Consider the following 15,565-nt stretch of genomic DNA (forward strand, 5'->3'; position numbering starts at 1 on the left):
AGTGGGGTAAAAAAAGATATTGTGTGATAAAAGCGCGTGATCACATTTATTAGGCGTTTATTCTCAATAGATTATATCCAAATATCGCCTAATCCATGCCGGCGCTGCGGCATGGAATGAACGCAATACGCTGTCGTCGCTCAAAAATAATGACTGATATTTTTATAACTGCAGATGATGTGCTCGATCAGCAACCGGGTTTTCAGCGGCAAATTACGCGTGTACGGGTACACCGCATACACGCCGAGCACTTTGCCGCAGTGTCCGGCCAATATTTCCAGCAGTTTGCCCTGCTGCAGATCCTCGTACACCATGCAACGCGGCACCATGGCAATGCCGTAGCCGCCGATGACCGCTTTGCGGATCGCCCGCGCATTATTGGCGGAAAGGTTGCCGTTGACCTGCAGTTCGGCAATCTGGTCGCCGGTCGGCTGTTTGACCAGCCAGTTGGCGCTGCCGCTTTCCTGATAGGTATAGGTCAGACAGTTGTGATTGAGCAGCTCGGCGGTGGTGGTGGGTTGTGGATGGTGTTCCAGATAGCTTGGCGAACAGACGATCACCCAACGGGAGTCGAGGATATGCCGGGCAATCAGGCTGGAGTCCGGCATGGTGCCGGTGCGGATCGCCAGATCGATGCCTTCGTTGACCAGATCGACGAAGCGGTTTTCCAGCCGCATTTCCACCTTCAGATCCGGATGCTGGGTGCAGAATTCGGCCACGCTTTCGCTGAGCAATAATTCGCCGGAAATGGTCGGCACCGACATGCGGATAGTGCCGGTCAGCGCCTCGCTCCTTTCGCTGACCGCGTACAGCGCTTCCTGCATCTGGCTGCTGATGGTCCTGGCATGGCGATAAAGCTCCTGGCCGTTTTCTGTCAGCGTCAGGCTGCGGGTGGTGCGGTACAGCAAGCGTGCGCCGAGCGACTTTTCCAGCCGGCCGATGCGTTTGCTGATCACCGAACTGGTGATACCGGCGCTTTCCGCCGCCTTGCTAAATGAGCCGCATTCAACAATTAACGCAAACAGAATCAAATCGTTGGCATATTCGTGGGTAGGTAACATAGCGCCCTGTTTTCCGTGGCCATGACGAAGCGTCAGTGTAGAGCCTGCCGGGCCGGAAGCAAACTGTTAACGCTGCCAGGCAGCCTGCGGCCCACTGCGCGGCGTCGCCCGGTGCCGTGGCGAATGGTGATATTTGATTGATATCACCCTCGTGCCGACTACAATGCCTGCCATTGCTTTTTTTTGTTCAGGGGTTATTCATGGAATTGCTGCGGGTGGTGTATCACCAGTATCGCTGGCCTTTTGTGGCGGTGATGGCATTAACCATGGCCAGTGCCGCGTTAGGTATTGGCATCATTGCTTTTATTAATCTGAATTTGATGGCGGCGGCGGGCAATCCGCTGACCATACTGCCGCAGTTCCTCGGCCTGCTGGCGCTGCTGATGGTGGTGACGCTGGCATCGCAGCTGGCGTTGACCGCCCTGGGCCACTATTTTGTCTATCGCCTGCGTGGTCAACTGATCAAACGTATTCTGGATACCGATATCGAACGCATCGAACAGTTGGGCAGCGCCTCGCTGCTGGCCAGCCTGTCGAGCGACATCCGCAATATCACCCTGGCGTTTGTCCGCCTGCCGGAACTGGTACAGGGCATTATCCTGACGCTCGGCTGCGCGGCCTATCTCGGCTGGCTGTCGCCGCAGATGCTGGTGGTCACCGCCATTTGGGTTGCCGTCACTATTTTCGTCAGTTGGGTGCTGGTGTCGCGGGTGTATCGCCATCTGACTCTGGTGCGTGAAGCCGAAGAGCGGTTATATCAGGATTATCAATCGGCGATTGACGGGCGCAAAGAGCTGGCATTAAACCGCGACCGCGCCAAGGCGCTGTTTCAGCAAGCCTATCAGCCGGATGCCGTGGACTACCGTCACCATATTATCCGGGCGGATACCTTCCACCTCAGCGCGGTAAACTGGTCGAATATCATGATGCTGGGCGCCATCGGTCTGGTGTTCTTTATGGCCAACAGTCTGGGTTGGGCCAATACCACCGTGGCCGCTACCTATTCATTGACCCTGCTGTTTCTGCGCACGCCGCTGTTACAGGCGGTTGGCGCTTTCCCCACCCTGCTCAGCGCGGAAGTGGCGTTTAACAAGGTCAAGTCGCTAAAACTGGCCGCCTATCAGGAAGCGTTTTCCGCCGCGGTAGCCAAGCCATGGCACACTCTGGAGCTGCGCGATGTGGTATTCCACTACGGTTCGAACGAGCAGCGCCAGGGGTTCGCCGTCGGCCCGCTTAACCTGACGTTGCAGCGCGGGGAACTGGTGTTTCTGATTGGTGGCAACGGCAGCGGCAAATCGACGCTGGCGATGCTGCTGACCGGGCTATACCAGCCGGTCAGCGGGCAAATCCTGCTGGATGGCAAGCTACAGCAAGCGCAGGAGCGTGACGACTATCGCCGGCTGTTTTCGGCTATTTTCACCGATTTCCATCAATTCCAGCATTTGCAAGGGCCAAACGGCGCAGCGCCAGATGCCGCGCTGGTCGAGCGCTGGCTGGAACGCTTGAACATGAAGAGCAAGCTGGAGTTTGACGGTAATCGCGTGACCAATCCGCAGCTATCGCAAGGGCAGCGCAAGCGGTTGGCGTTGCTGCTGGCGGTTGCCGAACAGCGTGAAATCCTGTTGCTGGACGAATGGGCCGCCGATCAGGATCCGCAGTTCCGCCGTATCTTCTACCGGGAGCTGTTGCCTGAGTTGCGGGCGTTGGGCAAAACGGTGTTTGCCATCAGCCATGACGATCACTATTTCGAACATGCCGACCGACTGCTGGAAATGCGCGCCGGGCAACTGAGCGAATTGACCGGCAGCGAGCGCGAACGCGCCAGCCGGGATTCGGTCACGCAAATCGGCTGAACGCGTTAATGCATCGGTTCGGCGCCTGACCCACCGAGGCATGCCGGCAGCGCAGGGAACGCGCTGCTCCTGTCGACTCCCCAACTGAAAATTCTGATTCTGCCATTGATAAACCTGTCTGTCTGTTAACGCCCGGTTGATTTTTGCGTCGCCGAAAAATGGCAAACTCTTTGGCGTGTGATAGCAGGTAAGACAATTTTATCCTTTCTTTTTAACTGGTTATCGAATATCCCCACTTATGTACTGCCTAATAAGATTTTTCTTAGTACAATTTCCTTTCTTTCGCCATAGGAAAAAACTCATTATCGATCGTTTAAAACGATCAATAATGAGTTTATAATTACTATTATCTATTAGTTGGCGGGGAACGTATGGACTATAAGGAAGATCCCCAGCTGCGGCGGAAAGCCTGGCTGGCCGTTTTCATCGGATGCGGTGTTTTTTGGATCGTGGTGGGCCTGACGGTCTACTGGTTTTTGACCACTTAGGGAAGCAAGACGATGAAAAAGAACCCAGAAACAAAAAAGCAGTCACGGCGGCCGGATAACGGCAAGGCGAAAATCCCGCCGTCGTGGCAACTCAACGAAGCGCAACGTTCATTTATTGAAGACCTGTGGCAGGATGACGACGCCAAAACCCCGACGCCGGATCCTGCCCGCGCGCCCGATTAACCGATAACCCGACTGCGGCCAGCCAGGATGCCAAACAGCATCTGCAGCAGGGTTAATCCCAATAGAATGCCGAGCGGCACGTTCCAGCTTTGCGTCAGATCGTGCAGCAGGCCGAACAGGGTCGGGCCAACCGCCGCCAGCAAATAGCCGACGGACTGGGCCATGCCGGACAATAACGCCGCCTGCTGATGATGCTGGCTGCGCAAGCCAAAGAACGACAGCGCCAGTACCAGCGAGCTACCGGCTCCCAGCCCAGCGAATACCAGCCATACCAGCGAACTGGCCGGCAACAGTAATAACCCTCCGACGCCGATAAAAATCAGCAAAGAACTGACCAGGGCAATAGCCCGCTGGTCGCGCGCGCGCGGCAGAATGATCACCATCACGAAGTTCGCCACGATGGCCACCACCTGGTAGATGAACAGTTCGAAACCGGCCTGTTGTGCCGAGGTGCCATGGCTGGCGGCAAAGGCGCTGAACCAGCCGATGATGGTGTAAAACGTGACCGACTGCAGTCCCATAAACAGCGCGACCTGCCAACCGAGCGCGCTGCCCCACGGCGAACGAAACGGCGATAGCGCCCTGGATGGCGCCTGTTGGGGCATCGGTTGGGGCAAGGCGCGATTGCGCAACTGCGGTAGCCATACCAGCAGCGCCAACAGCGCCGGCAACCCCCAACACAACAGAGAAAATCGCCAGCCGTTATCGTTCAGCGCTGCCAGCGGTACCGCCATGCCGGAGGCAATCGCCGCCACCAGCGACATCACCGCGGCATAGGCGCTGATCATGGCTGCTGCGCGCTGCGGGAAATCCCGTTTGACCAGGGTTGGCAGCAGCACGTTGGCAAAGGCTATCGCGGCGCCGATCAGCCCGCTGCCAAGCCACAGCAGACTGGTTGGTGGCTGCGAACGCAGTGCAATGCCAAGCACCAGCATCAGCAAGGCCAGCCCCAGCGTGCGTTCGATGCCGATACGCTGTGCCAGCGCCGGGGTCACGGGCGACAGCAGCGCAAACAGTATCAGTGGCAATGAGTTCAACAGCCCGGCGGCGGTGGCCGACAGCGTCAGTTGCTGCTGGATTTGTTCCAGCAATGGGCCGACGCTGGTCAGTGCCGCACGCAGGTTCGCTGCTACCAGCATAATGCCAACGATCAACAGCAAAGGGCGGTGTAACCGACGGCGCGTGGCAGCGGCAGTGGAAATGGCAGATGAAACGGGTTGGGGCATACAATCCTCGCACCAGGGCATGCAGCCAATCAATTCTGCATGGCGTGATGCGTTGATTGACGTTAACGCTTACGTAGCGGCCAGTGGCCGATATCTGTGCGCCAGTGTAGGCAACAACGCCATGCCTGACAAGCGGCGCAGGCAGATAATGACGCCGGCGGGATACGCGCCCCGTCGGACGCCGGTAGCAGAGGGGGTTATGCCGAACTCGGCAGCGGGCTTGGCGTCATTCGCGCTGGCCGATCGCCCTGGCGGCTGAATCGCCAGCAGTGCTGATGGTATTTTGCCACGCTGTTGCGGTGGGCCACGCTTATCAGCGTTACGTTGGGCAATTCATCCCGCAATAAGCCATACATCAACTGTTCGGTTTCGTCATCCAGCGCGCTGGTGGCTTCGTCAAGGAATAGCGTATCCGGCCGGGTGAGAATGGCGCGGGCAAATGCCAGCCGCTGTTGTTCGCCCGGTGACAGGCGGTGACTCCAGTTGGCGGAGGTATCCAGCCAGCGCTGCAGATGGCTCAGCCGGCATTTTTGCAGCGTTTGCAGCAATGCGGCATCGTCGTATTCATTTTCCACCTGCGGATAGCTTAATGCTGCGCGTAGCGTACCGATGGGAATGTAACTGCGCTGCGGCAGAAACAGCGTGCTGAGGCTGATATCGCGATAAATGGCACCGTTGCCATACGGCCAGATACCGGCAATGGCGCGCAGCAGCGTTGATTTTCCGCAGCCGGAAGGGCCGACGATCAGCACGCGTTCACCGCGTTGCAGCGTCAGGTTGGCGTCGGTCATCAGCGGCTGGCCGCTCGGCAGGTGCAGGCTGAGGTTGGTGAGCGTCAGCGGTTCGGTGCCCTGCGGCTGCAACGCGATGCCGCGCGGCTGGTGATGTGCCTGATCGACTGCGGCGTTGAAGCCGGCCAGACGGTTGACGCAGGCTTTCCAGGTGGCGAGATCGTTAAAGGCGTCGATAAACCACGACAGTGCCCCCTGCACCTGGCCGAAGGCCGAAGCAATCTGCATCATGCCGCCCATCTGTATGGCGCCGGAAAAATAGCGCGGTGCCGCCACCAACAGCGGAAAGATGATCGCGAACTGAGCATAAAAATTACTGGCGATGTTGAGCCGACGGGTGACGCGCATGATCGACCACCAGTTACTGCGAATCGCCTCGAAGCGGCCGCTCAACTGTCGGGTTTCGTGCGCTTCGCCGTGGTAGAGGGCGATGGCATCGTTATTCTCGCGGATGCGGATCAGCCCGAAACGAAAGTTGGCTTCATAGTGCTCCTGATTGACGCCCAGCATTACCAGCGGCTTGCCGACCCAGCCAATCAGCAGCGAGCCGAGCACCGCGTATAACAAGGCAAACCAGAGCATGTAGCCCGGCAGGGTAACGCTATGGCCGAGCAGGGCGAAGGTCAGCGGCCCGCTGACATGCCACAGAATGGTGACGAAGGAACACAGCGTCACCAGGCTGGACAGCAGGCCGAGCGACAGCGACAGCGTGTATTGGGTCAGTACGTTGAGATCTTCGGCAATACGCTGATCCGGGTTGTCAATCAACTGCTGTTGCTCGGTATGATAATAGGCCTGATGCGTCAGCCAGCGGGTCATGTATTTTTCCGTCATCCAGCGCCGCCAGCGCATTTGCAGGCCCTGGGTCAGATAGACCTTGTACACCGCCAGCACAATGAAGATCAGCGCCAGATAGCTAAAGCGCCACAGCTGCTGCTTGAAAACCGGATAGTTCTTGTTCTGCAACGCGTCATAAAACACCTGATTCCACTGGTTAATCTGCACGCTGATGTAAACCAGCCCCAGCGAAAGCGCTACGATGGCCAGCAGCATCGCCCAGGCGCGCCACTTTTCTTCAGATATCCAAAACGGTTTTATCAGTTGCCAGATGGCATGCTTTTGCGTGAGGGGACTGTTCATACTGCTCCTGGTCAAAAAAGCCAGCGATCAGCATGTGCGCTTGGCCGGTAACAAACAAACAGCGCTTGTAAGCAGGTTTAACCAGCCTAACCCTTTGAAATATCATCACTGAATCGGCAAGGGTGAAGCTGGCCGATCATCCGGTTATACTGGCGCCAAATCAGCATGTTTGCTGTTTGCGTGACGGAAAGGAAAAGGCATGAAGGCGTTGTATCCCCTGTTGCTGGCTTATGGGGCGTTGGTCAGCGAGCAGGCGCTGGCACAAATTGATGAGCCGGATATTCAGGCAGACTGCCGGAAAGTGTCCGGTTATGCCGAACTGGGCACTGCCGCCTATCAACGTGGCGATTATGTCAAAGCCGCCGAGATCTTCCGCGATCAGGCCGCATGGAGCGAGTTTTGCGGCAAAAGCGAGCGTGCAACGGCAACCGCCTACAACAATGTGGCATTGGCGTGGATCCATGCCGGGCAGTTACTCAAGGCGCGGGCTTACCTGGCGTTGGCACCGAACGACGGTAAATCTCAGCATAATCTGGCATTGCTGCAGGCGCGATTGGCGCAGCAACCGGCGCCTGACGGCCCGGCTGGCGTGTATTGGCAGTATGCCGGCCGTGGCGTGTGGAGCGAGGTCAGCGTAGCGCCGCAGGGCAAGCGCTGGCATATCAGCTATGCCGGCTACTATATGCCGGGCATGGGATTGTACTATGGGCCGAATATGGGCGAGTTCAGCGATCTGCTGAGCATTACCGACCACCGGGCGGTCTACCATCAGTCGGTCGAAGAGGTGGGTATGGCGTGCGATGTGACCCTGAAATTCAGCGCCGATGCCGTCGATCTGCATACCCAGGGCGACTGCGGGTTTGGCCATAACGTGCAGGCGCAGGGGCGCTTTGTCCGGGTAGAATAAGCCTGCAGCGGGGAGACGCCAGCGTCTCCCCGGCGGCATCAGGCCCAGGTGACTGCGCCGCTCAGCGCTGCCGTCCAGCCGGCAACGTTGTTCAGGTAATTGCTGGCCGGCAACTGGCGCATGTGTCCTTCGCTATCTTGCAACACAAACGTCGGGAAGCCATGGCCGCGAACTTTGGCCAGTAACGCCCGGCTGTCGGCGATGTGCTGGGCGGTTGGCGCACCGCTGTTGAAGCGCATTTCGGCGATGAACGCGGCGGAAGGCAACCCCAGCTCGCGTGCCAGCGACTCCAATACCGGCGTGTCGGCAATGCGTCGACCTTCCTGGTAATGCGCCTGTTGAATGCGGTGCAGCATGTCCAGCCCACGTCCGGCCAGCCGTTGCGCAGCCAGGATGGCGGTGATCGGCGGCGTTGAATCCAGCATCGCCGTGCTGTCACGTAGCAGCCCGTTGAAATAGGCTTCGCCAAAGCTCTGGCCGGTCAACTCGGCAATCCGGCGATCGTGCGGCATCACATACTCGCGCCATTCATCACCGATCGGCCGGCGGTTGTCGCCGGTCATCATGCCACCGGCGTGCAACTCGATATTCAGCTCCGGCAGGCTCTGAGCTGCCTTAAGCAGCGGTGCGGCGCCATAACACCAGCCGCACAGCGGATCGTAAATATAATGCAGGGTGGCAGAGTTCATCATATACCTCGATGCGTTAGCGTTTATTGCGGCCATTTCATTTCGCCTTTCAGCACCTTGGCGCTCAATTCCAGGCTCGATTCATCCTTCAGGTTCGGGTAGTGCTTTTTCATCGCCGCTATCAGTGCGGCTGCATCCTTGGCTTGCGGCAACTCGGTTTCCAGCGTGGTCAGGTAACGCTGGGTAAAGCTGACGGAAGCCAGCGTTTGCGGCGCGCCTGGCAGGAAATGCCCTGGCACCACAACCTGTGGTTTTAGCGCTTCAATGCTGGCCAGCGTTTGCTGCCAATGGGCGCGTGAGGTTGCCGTCTGGTTATCGGCAATCCATGGGTGAATGTTGTCACCGGCCACCGCCACGCCGCCGACCACTGCCTGTAGCGACGGGATCCACGCGTAGGTGCGTTCCGGCGTTGGGCCATTCAGGCCTTTCACTTCCACCTTTTGTCCGTCAATAGTGAAGCTGTTGCCCTGCAACGGCTGCGGTACGACGACGCTTTTCGGCGCATTTTGCTTCAGGATCGGCCCCCAATAGGCCAGTTTTCCGTCTTTTGTCGCGTTGATTTCTTTGATGGTTGCCGGCGTGGCGATGATGTTGGCCTGCGGGAACGCAGCTTTAATCACCTCCAGGCCGAAATAGAAATCCGGATCGGAGTGGCTGATGTAAACGGTGGTCAGTTGCTTGCCGGTAGCCTTGATCTTCTTGACCAGCTGTTCAGCGTCGTTGCGCTGGAACTGGGCGTCGATCAGCGCGACCTGGTGCGGGCCGCTGATGATTTCGGAAGACACCGGGAACACGCTGTCTGCGCCCGGGTTGTAGACTTCCATGGTCAGTGAACCGGCTGCGTTGGCGTAGGTGCTGACGGCGGCGACGCCGGTGAATGCCAGAGCGATAAATGATTTTTTAAACATGTGCAGGTGTCCTATCGATGTTGTTTGCTGATGGAAAGATAGTAGGTTGCATGAATCGATAGAAAAACCGGATAATGAGCAATTATTGATTGCATAAATCGGACGAATTATGGATCGCATTACCGCCGCCGAAGTGTTTGTCTCCATCGTCGAACGGGGCAGCATGATCGCCGCCGCTGAGGCGTTGGGTATGTCGCGCGCCATGGTGACGCGTTATCTGGCGCAGATGGAACAGTGGGCCGGTGCGCGCTTGCTGCATCGCACTACGCGCAAACTCAGCCTGACCGATGCCGGTGAGCGCACGCTGCAACGTTGTCGGCAAATGCTGCAGGTGGCGCAAGACATCGATCTGGCGCAGGAGGAGTCGTCTGATGAGCTGCGCGGGTTGCTGCGCATCACCTGTTCGCAATCGCTGGGGCAGACCGCGCTGGTAGGGGCGGTTAGCCAGTATCTCAAGCGCCATCCGCAGGTCGCGGTCGATCTGCAAATGAATAACCGGGCGGTCAATCTGGTGGAAGAGCGCATCGATCTGGCGCTGCGTATCACCAACGAGCTGGATCCGAACCTGATAGCCCGGCCGCTGTCCACCTGTGCGTCGGTGGTCTGTGCCGCTCCCGCTTACCTGGTCGCGCACGGTACGCCGCGCCAACCGCAGGATCTGGCGTTACACAACTGCCTGACCTATTCCTATTTCGGCAAGAGCCTGTGGCATTTTGAGCATCAGGGCGTGAAGTCGGCGGTGGCGGTGAGCGGCAACCTGAGCGCCAATGAATCGGTGGTGTTAATGGCCGGCACGCTGCAAGGCGCCGGGATCTCGTTGCAGCCGTACTATTCGGCCGCCCCGCTGCTGGCGAAAGGGGAGCTGGTGGAATTGATGCCGGACTACCAGCCGCAATCTATGGGTATTTACGGCATTTATACGTCGCGTCGGCAAATGCCTGCCACGCTGCGTACCATGCTGGACTTTCTGGTGGAGTGGTTCAGCCACGATGCGCAGTGGTTGGCGACCTTGCGCCGCTAACGTCACCCCAAGGTAATATTTCCTCACATTTTTCATCATTAGCTCATTCAAGCGCTTAGCCGGATAACGCGGTTTTTTTATGCGCCGCGCGTGGCGCTACGCTGGTTTTATGCCGGCGACGCGTGCTATTCCTATGGCGTGGAATAAGAAAATTATACTTAATAATTATAAGGTTATATCGTTTAGCCCTACCTGTTCCCTACACCTATTCATCTGATGACGGGCGACCCTGTGGTTCGCCTGTTTTTTGCGTTTTTTATCGGCCGCGCGTGCGCGGGGTCGTGGTTAATTGGGAGCGTTAGTCATGCCTGTTTCTCTGCTCGCACTGGCATTAAGTGCATTCGCCATCGGCACCACCGAGTTCGTTATCATGGGGTTGCTGCCTGAGGTCGCACAGGATCTGCAGGTCTCCATTCCGTCGGCCGGCTGGCTGATCAGTGGCTATGCGCTGGGCGTGGCGATAGGTGCGCCAATCATGGCGCTGTTGACCGCGCGTCTGCCACGTAAAAATACCTTGTTGCTGTTAATGGCGATCTTTATCGTCGGCAACCTGATGTGCGCGCTGGGCTACAGCTACGGTTTTCTGATGCTGGCGCGCATTATTACCGCGTTGTGCCATGGCGCGTTCTTTGGCATCGGCGCGGTAGTGGCGGCCAACCTGGTGGCGCCGAACCGCCGGGCGTCGGCGGTGGCGCTGATGTTCACCGGTCTGACGCTGGCCAACGTACTGGGCGTGCCGTTGGGTACCGCGCTGGGGCAGGCACTGGGCTGGCGTTCAACCTTCTGGGCGGTGGCACTGATTGGCGTTGCCGCGTTGCTGGCGCTGTACCGTAACCTGCCGGTGGTAAAGGACGAGGCGCCAACCGATCTGAAAAAGGAGCTGGTGGCGTTGCGTGGCGCCGGCGTCTGGCTGTCGCTGATGATGACGGTGGCATTTGCCGCGTCGATGTTCACCCTGTTCACCTACATCGCGCCGCTGTTGACCGACGTGACCGGCGTTTCACCGCATGGGGTTAGCTGGACGCTGCTGCTGATGGGGGTTGGCCTGACGCTGGGTAATATTCTCGGCGGTCGTCTGGCCGACTGGCGGCTGGGCGTGACCCTGGCCGGGGTATTTCTGGCGATCGCGCTATTTTCCGCGTTGTTCAGCTGGACCAGCAGTGCGCTGATCCCGGCGGAAATCACCCTGTTCCTGTGGGCGGCGGTGTCATTTGCTGCGGTACCGGCGTTGCAGATCAACGTGGTGACCTACGGCAAGAAAGCGCCGAATCTGATTTCGACCCTGAACATTGCCGCGTTTAACCTTGGCAATGCGCTAGGGGCCTGGGTTGGCGGCGTGACCATCGCGCAGGGGCTGGGGTTGACGGCGGTGCCGCTGGCAGCCGCACTGCTGGCGCTGGTTGGCCTGGTGCTGTGCCTGGTGACCTTTGGCCGCGCCCGCCGCCAGGCTAGCGCGCGATAACCGCAGCCAGACGGGCGGGGAAATACGCCGCCCGCTGTTGCAGATGCGTAACGAAGGCGCTGACCAGCGCCGACGACGGGCGATGCAATGGCCGTATCAGGCTGACGGTGAACGGCACGTCGATGCTGAACGGCCGCAGGTGCACCCCACTGTCGGCGTAATCCAGCGCGGTCAGCGGGTTGACGATCGAAATGCCGACGCCGGCCCTGACCATGGCGCACACCGAAGCCGCGCTGTGCGTTTCCATCACCATACGCCGCTCGACCCGCTGTTCGTTGAACAGCGCGTCGAGCAGTTGGCGATAGCTGTCGGTGTTCGACAGACTGATAAAGTTCTCCCCGGCGAAGTCCTGCGGCGTCAGCACGCTGTTCGCCAGCAGCCGGTGCCCTCCGGGCAGCACGCAAACCTCGTTCAATGTCATTAACGTCATGCGCTCGGTGCCGGCCGGGGTCTGGTTATTTTCCGTCAATCCCAGGTCGTGGCGCTGCGCCGACAGCCACTCTTCCAGCAGCGGCGATTCCTGCGGTATTACGCTGAAACTCACTTCCGGGTACTGGTCGATAAACGGTTTGCACACCGCGGGCAGCAGCGACTGGGAAAACACCGGCAGACAGGCGATGGACAGTTGCGCCTGCTGAAACTGACGAATGCCGGCGGCCGCGGTCTTGATGCGCTCCAGACCATAGTATGAATGCTGAACTTCTTCGAACAGCCGCAGCCCCTGCACCGTTGGCGACAAACGCCCGCGCACCCGATCAAACAGCTGCAGCTGTATCAGTTTCTCAAAACGCGCCAGTTCACGACTGACGGTGGGCTGCGAGGTTTTCAGCAAAATCGCGGCTTCGGTGAGATTGCCGGTGGTCATCACCGCATGGAAGATTTCAATCTGGCGCAGCGTTATGGCGTGCATGGGAGTCTCCGGCAGCGCGTAAAGTCGGTTATCAGGTATATCATAAATGAATAGACTATGGAGAAACGGATATTTTCCCGCCGATTGTCGCTGCGGCATGATAGTGAAAACGTTTATTTTGAGAATTCTGCCATGCCACGCGCCTTGAATGACACTTCCACTGCGTTGAATGCCACCAATCTGTTGGCGCTGCCAGCGCGTTTCGGCTGCCCGGTCTGGGCTTATGATGCCGCAATTATCAGTGCGCGCATCAGCCAGTTGCGCCATTTTGACGTGATTCGCTTTGCCCAGAAGGCCTGTTCTAACATTCATATCCTGCGCCTGATGCGCCAGCAGGGCGTCAAGGTTGATTCGGTGTCGCTGGGTGAAGTCGAACGCGCGTTGCAGGCCGGTTATCAGCCGGGCGGCGACGAGATAGTGTTTACCGCCGATGTGCTGGACCACGCCACGCTGGCGCGCGTCAGCGAACTGAAGATCCCGGTCAACGCCGGTTCGATCGATATGCTGGAACAGTTGGGTCAATGCTCGGCCGGGCACCCGGTGTGGTTACGCATTAATCCGGGCTTCGGCCATGGCCATAGCCAGAAGACCAATACCGGCGGCGAAAACAGCAAACACGGCATTTGGTATGCCGATTTGCCAAAGGCGGTGGAAAAAATTCAGCGCTACGGCCTGACGCTGTTGGGCGTACACATGCATATCGGTTCCGGCGTGGATTATCAGCACCTGGAGCGGGTGTGTGACGCCATGGTACAGCAGGTGATCGATCTGGGGCAGGATATTGCTGCCATTTCGGCCGGTGGCGGTCTGTCTATCCCGTATCAACACGGCGAAGAGGCCATTGATACTGAACACTATTTTGGCCTGTGGGACCGCGCTCGGCAACGTATTGCCGCGCACCTGGGTCACCCGGTGGCGCTGGAGATCGAACCGGGCCGCTTCCTGATGGCGGAGGCTGGCGTACTGGTGGCAGAAGTGCGTGCGGTGAAGGATATGGGTAGCCGTCACTTTGTGCTGGTTGACGCTGGCTTCAACGATTTGATGCGTCCGGCGATGTACGGCAGTTATCACCATATTTCATTACTGCCGGCCGACGGCCGCGATACCGCAGGACAGCCGCTGCGCGATACGGTGATTGCCGGTCCGCTGTGCGAATCCGGCGACGTCTTTACCCAGCAGGCCGGCGGTGGGGTGGAAACCCGTGCGCTGCCGGCGGTGCAGGTGGGGGATTATCTGGTGTTCCATGACACCGGCGCTTACGGCTCCTCGATGTCTTCCAACTACAACAGCCGCCCGCTGCTGCCGGAAGTGCTGTTTGAAAACGGCGAGGCGCGGCTTATCCGCCGCCGTCAGACCATCGACGAGCTGATCGCGCTGGAACGGGTGTAACGCAACGTCATAGCGCATTGCGACGAATAAACCCCGGGGTTGCAGCCGCAGCCGCCGGGGTTTTTTTATTGCCAACGGCAGCGCGCCGGCAGAGGGGGATTATTTGGCGTACGGACCGGCTATCACCGATTCACGCAGCTTCAGTTCACCGGTGAATGGCTGCAATGCCAACAGGGGATCGCCGTTAATCAGGCGTAGCGCCTGGCCGATGGCGGCTTCTATCATCGCATCGATCGGCAGATAGACGGTAGACAGCGCCGGTTGCAGATAGGCTGCGCTTGGTTCGTCGTCAAAACCGAACAGTGATACATCGTGCGGCAGACGTTTACCGGCCTGGCTGAGCGCCTTCATGGCGCCGATGGCCATATCGTCATTGCTGGCGAACAGCGCGCTAAAGGCGGCAGCGCCTGCCAGCAGGTCGCGACAGCCGCGATACCCCCCAGCCACGCTGCTGTCGCCGTAGGCCACGCGGGCGTCGTCAAAGGCTATCTGATGCTGTTGCAGCGCCTGGCGATAGCCCGCCAGCCGTGACTGGGCGGTTGGCGTGGCGATCGGGCCGGTAATACAGGCTATTTCACGATGCCCCTGGCCAATCAGATAATCCACTGCCTTGAACGCCGCCTGCTGCTGTTCGAAGAACACGCAACGTTCCCGCGCCTGCGGCAAATCCCGGTTAATCACCATCATCGGCACCGGCAGGCTGTCGAGCAGCGCCATCAAGGCGGCTTCATCCATAAAGCGGGTGTAGAGGATAATGGCGTCACAGCGGCGATCCGCCAGCAGTTGTACCGCCTGCAGCTCGTCCTCCGGCGTGTCGTGGCCGTCGGTAACGATCAGATGCTTGCCGCTGGCCTCAATCAGTTTGGCGGCCTGGCGCAGCAGGCGGCCAAAGTAGGGGCCATCGAAATTGGACACCACCAGGCCAATGCTATTGGAGCTTTTGTTCGCCAGCGACTGGGCAAGAAAGTTGGGTCGGTAGCCCAGTTCGTCCATCGCCTTGAACACCGCGTCGCGGGTGCTCTTTTTCACCTGGCCGGTGCCATTTAAAACGCGGGATACCGTTGCTTTCGACACCCCTGCGCGAATGGAAACATCCAACATGGTGATCATCTGTGGCTAACCTCGTAATGCAAACGTCCGCTGTGGAAAGTAGTGGCAGTCTAGCATAGGGGCTGGCCAAGGACAGCGGGCGATCGCTAGGCGAACACCTCCTGACGCAGCAATACGATCTCCTGCGCCAGATCGTGACACAGCATGGCGGTCATCAGATGATCCTGTGCATGAACCATGATCAGGTTTACCGGGATCTTGCCCACGCCTTCATCCAGACCAATCAATTGGGTTTGTACCTTGTGCGCTTCGCGCGCGGCGGCCTGCGAGGCGGTCAACGCCTCCTGCGCCTGTGCCCACTGACGCTGCCGAGCCGCCTGAATGGCCGACATCGCGTGGGATCGCGCTTCGCCAGCGTTGATCAACAGTTCCATTACCGTTTGTTCCAGATCGATCGTCATGATAGTTCCTATTGGTATGCCAAAAT

General features: G+C 58.7%; 14 protein-coding genes and 1 pseudogene. 7 read left to right on the forward strand and 8 right to left on the reverse strand.

Annotated elements, in window-relative coordinates:
• Positions 1-140: 140 nt before the first annotated feature.
• Positions 141-1,061 (reverse strand): LysR family transcriptional regulator, encoded by a 921-nt coding sequence (locus ACCC84_RS21025; RefSeq protein WP_004959103.1) that lies wholly within the window; start codon positions 1,059-1,061, stop codon positions 141-143.
• A gap of 200 nt (positions 1,062-1,261) precedes the next feature.
• Here ACCC84_RS21025 and ACCC84_RS21030 point away from each other — a divergent pair, with 200 nt between their 5' ends.
• The 3 genes and pseudogenes from ACCC84_RS21030 to ACCC84_RS21040 all read left to right on the forward strand — a co-directional run bounded on the left by ACCC84_RS21030 (position 1,262) and on the right by ACCC84_RS21040 (position 3,585).
• Positions 1,262-2,914 carry a multidrug ABC transporter permease/ATP-binding protein gene (locus tag ACCC84_RS21030; protein ID WP_371902246.1) on the forward strand — a complete coding sequence of 551 codons (1,653 nt, stop codon included), beginning with the start codon at positions 1,262-1,264 and terminating at the stop codon, positions 2,912-2,914.
• A 365-nt stretch (positions 2,915-3,279) separates the two neighbouring features.
• Positions 3,280-3,402, forward strand: a pseudogene (locus ACCC84_RS21035) (YmiA family putative membrane protein); the annotation flags it as partial.
• A 12-nt stretch (positions 3,403-3,414) separates the two neighbouring features.
• Positions 3,415-3,585, forward strand: a complete 171-nt coding sequence (locus ACCC84_RS21040; protein ID WP_004959106.1) for a YciX family protein — start codon at positions 3,415-3,417, stop codon at positions 3,583-3,585.
• On the opposite strand, the gene ACCC84_RS21045 is transcribed toward ACCC84_RS21040, so the two are convergent.
• Both ACCC84_RS21045 and ACCC84_RS21050 read right to left on the reverse strand, forming a co-directional pair.
• On the reverse strand, positions 3,582-4,811 hold the full coding sequence (locus ACCC84_RS21045; RefSeq protein ID WP_371902247.1) for a CynX/NimT family MFS transporter: 1,230 nt from the start codon (positions 4,809-4,811) through the stop codon (positions 3,582-3,584). The genes ACCC84_RS21040 and ACCC84_RS21045 overlap by 4 nt on opposite strands.
• A 197-nt stretch (positions 4,812-5,008) precedes the next feature.
• Positions 5,009-6,742 carry an ABC transporter ATP-binding protein/permease gene (locus ACCC84_RS21050; protein ID WP_004959108.1) on the reverse strand — a complete coding sequence of 578 codons (1,734 nt, stop codon included), beginning with the start codon at positions 6,740-6,742 and terminating at the stop codon, positions 5,009-5,011.
• 199 nt (positions 6,743-6,941) lie between these two features.
• Here ACCC84_RS21050 and ACCC84_RS21055 point away from each other — a divergent pair, with 199 nt between their 5' ends.
• Positions 6,942-7,649: a hypothetical protein gene (locus ACCC84_RS21055; RefSeq protein ID WP_004959110.1), complete on the forward strand. Its 708-nt coding sequence runs from the start codon at positions 6,942-6,944 to the stop codon at positions 7,647-7,649.
• A 38-nt stretch (positions 7,650-7,687) separates the two neighbouring features.
• On the opposite strand, the gene ACCC84_RS21060 is transcribed toward ACCC84_RS21055, so the two are convergent.
• Entirely contained in the window at positions 7,688-8,338 is a 651-nt protein-coding gene (locus ACCC84_RS21060; protein WP_039992584.1) for a DsbA family protein, read from the reverse strand.
• Between the two features lie 23 nt (positions 8,339-8,361).
• Entirely contained in the window at positions 8,362-9,246 is an 885-nt protein-coding gene (locus ACCC84_RS21065; RefSeq protein WP_004959114.1) for an MBL fold metallo-hydrolase, read from the reverse strand.
• Positions 9,247-9,355: 109 nt separating this feature from the next.
• Here ACCC84_RS21065 and ACCC84_RS21070 point away from each other — a divergent pair, with 109 nt between their 5' ends.
• Both ACCC84_RS21070 and ACCC84_RS21075 read left to right on the forward strand, forming a co-directional pair.
• Complete coding sequence (locus ACCC84_RS21070; protein ID WP_004959116.1) at positions 9,356-10,267, forward strand: LysR family transcriptional regulator; 912 nt, start codon at positions 9,356-9,358, stop codon at positions 10,265-10,267.
• 304 nt (positions 10,268-10,571) lie between these two features.
• Positions 10,572-11,729, forward strand: a complete 1,158-nt coding sequence (locus tag ACCC84_RS21075; protein WP_004959118.1) for an MFS transporter — start codon at positions 10,572-10,574, stop codon at positions 11,727-11,729.
• Here the strand turns inward: ACCC84_RS21075 and ACCC84_RS21080 are convergent.
• Positions 11,716-12,639, reverse strand: coding sequence for a LysR family transcriptional regulator (locus ACCC84_RS21080; protein WP_039991796.1), 924 nt, complete (start codon positions 12,637-12,639; stop codon positions 11,716-11,718). The two genes, ACCC84_RS21075 and ACCC84_RS21080, sit on opposite strands and share 14 nt — an antisense overlap.
• Before the next feature lie 132 nt (positions 12,640-12,771).
• On the opposite strand from ACCC84_RS21080, the gene lysA reads away from it, so the two are divergent.
• Positions 12,772-14,028 carry a diaminopimelate decarboxylase gene (gene lysA / locus ACCC84_RS21085; RefSeq protein WP_039992585.1) on the forward strand — a complete coding sequence of 419 codons (1,257 nt, stop codon included), beginning with the start codon at positions 12,772-12,774 and terminating at the stop codon, positions 14,026-14,028.
• Between the two features lie 99 nt (positions 14,029-14,127).
• Here lysA and ACCC84_RS21090 read toward each other — a convergent pair whose 3' ends face one another.
• Both ACCC84_RS21090 and ACCC84_RS21095 read right to left on the reverse strand, forming a co-directional pair.
• Positions 14,128-15,138, reverse strand: a complete 1,011-nt coding sequence (locus ACCC84_RS21090) for a LacI family DNA-binding transcriptional regulator (protein ID WP_198773903.1) — start codon at positions 15,136-15,138, stop codon at positions 14,128-14,130.
• Between the two features lie 86 nt (positions 15,139-15,224).
• Positions 15,225-15,539: a PTS lactose/cellobiose transporter subunit IIA gene (locus tag ACCC84_RS21095; RefSeq protein WP_039991797.1), complete on the reverse strand. Its 315-nt coding sequence runs from the start codon at positions 15,537-15,539 to the stop codon at positions 15,225-15,227.
• Positions 15,540-15,565: the final 26 nt, after the last annotated feature.

This window comes from Serratia odorifera, assembly GCF_041448735.1.
Classification (GTDB): domain Bacteria; phylum Pseudomonadota; class Gammaproteobacteria; order Enterobacterales; family Enterobacteriaceae; genus Serratia_F; species Serratia_F odorifera.

What these genes read in the sequence shown, in the direction of transcription:
- ACCC84_RS21095 (WP_039991797.1), bottom strand. Translation starts at nt 15,539, where the DNA reads ATGACGATCGATCTGGAACAAACGGTAATGGAACTGTTGATCAACGCT.
- ACCC84_RS21090 (WP_198773903.1), bottom strand. Translation starts at nt 15,138, where the DNA reads ATGATCACCATGTTGGATGTTTCCATTCGCGCAGGGGTGTCGAAAGCA.
- ACCC84_RS21070 (WP_004959116.1), top strand. Translation starts at nt 9,356, where the DNA reads ATGGATCGCATTACCGCCGCCGAAGTGTTTGTCTCCATCGTCGAACGG.
- ACCC84_RS21050 (WP_004959108.1), bottom strand. Translation starts at nt 6,742, where the DNA reads ATGAACAGTCCCCTCACGCAAAAGCATGCCATCTGGCAACTGATAAAA.
- ACCC84_RS21025 (WP_004959103.1), bottom strand. Translation starts at nt 1,061, where the DNA reads ATGTTACCTACCCACGAATATGCCAACGATTTGATTCTGTTTGCGTTA.
- lysA (WP_039992585.1), top strand. Translation starts at nt 12,772, where the DNA reads ATGCCACGCGCCTTGAATGACACTTCCACTGCGTTGAATGCCACCAAT.
- ACCC84_RS21045 (WP_371902247.1), bottom strand. Translation starts at nt 4,811, where the DNA reads ATGCCCCAACCCGTTTCATCTGCCATTTCCACTGCCGCTGCCACGCGC.
- ACCC84_RS21075 (WP_004959118.1), top strand. Translation starts at nt 10,572, where the DNA reads ATGCCTGTTTCTCTGCTCGCACTGGCATTAAGTGCATTCGCCATCGGC.
- ACCC84_RS21080 (WP_039991796.1), bottom strand. Translation starts at nt 12,639, where the DNA reads ATGCACGCCATAACGCTGCGCCAGATTGAAATCTTCCATGCGGTGATG.
- ACCC84_RS21030 (WP_371902246.1), top strand. Translation starts at nt 1,262, where the DNA reads ATGGAATTGCTGCGGGTGGTGTATCACCAGTATCGCTGGCCTTTTGTG.
- ACCC84_RS21060 (WP_039992584.1), bottom strand. Translation starts at nt 8,338, where the DNA reads ATGAACTCTGCCACCCTGCATTATATTTACGATCCGCTGTGCGGCTGG.
- ACCC84_RS21040 (WP_004959106.1), top strand. Translation starts at nt 3,415, where the DNA reads ATGAAAAAGAACCCAGAAACAAAAAAGCAGTCACGGCGGCCGGATAAC.
- ACCC84_RS21055 (WP_004959110.1), top strand. Translation starts at nt 6,942, where the DNA reads ATGAAGGCGTTGTATCCCCTGTTGCTGGCTTATGGGGCGTTGGTCAGC.
- ACCC84_RS21065 (WP_004959114.1), bottom strand. Translation starts at nt 9,246, where the DNA reads ATGTTTAAAAAATCATTTATCGCTCTGGCATTCACCGGCGTCGCCGCC.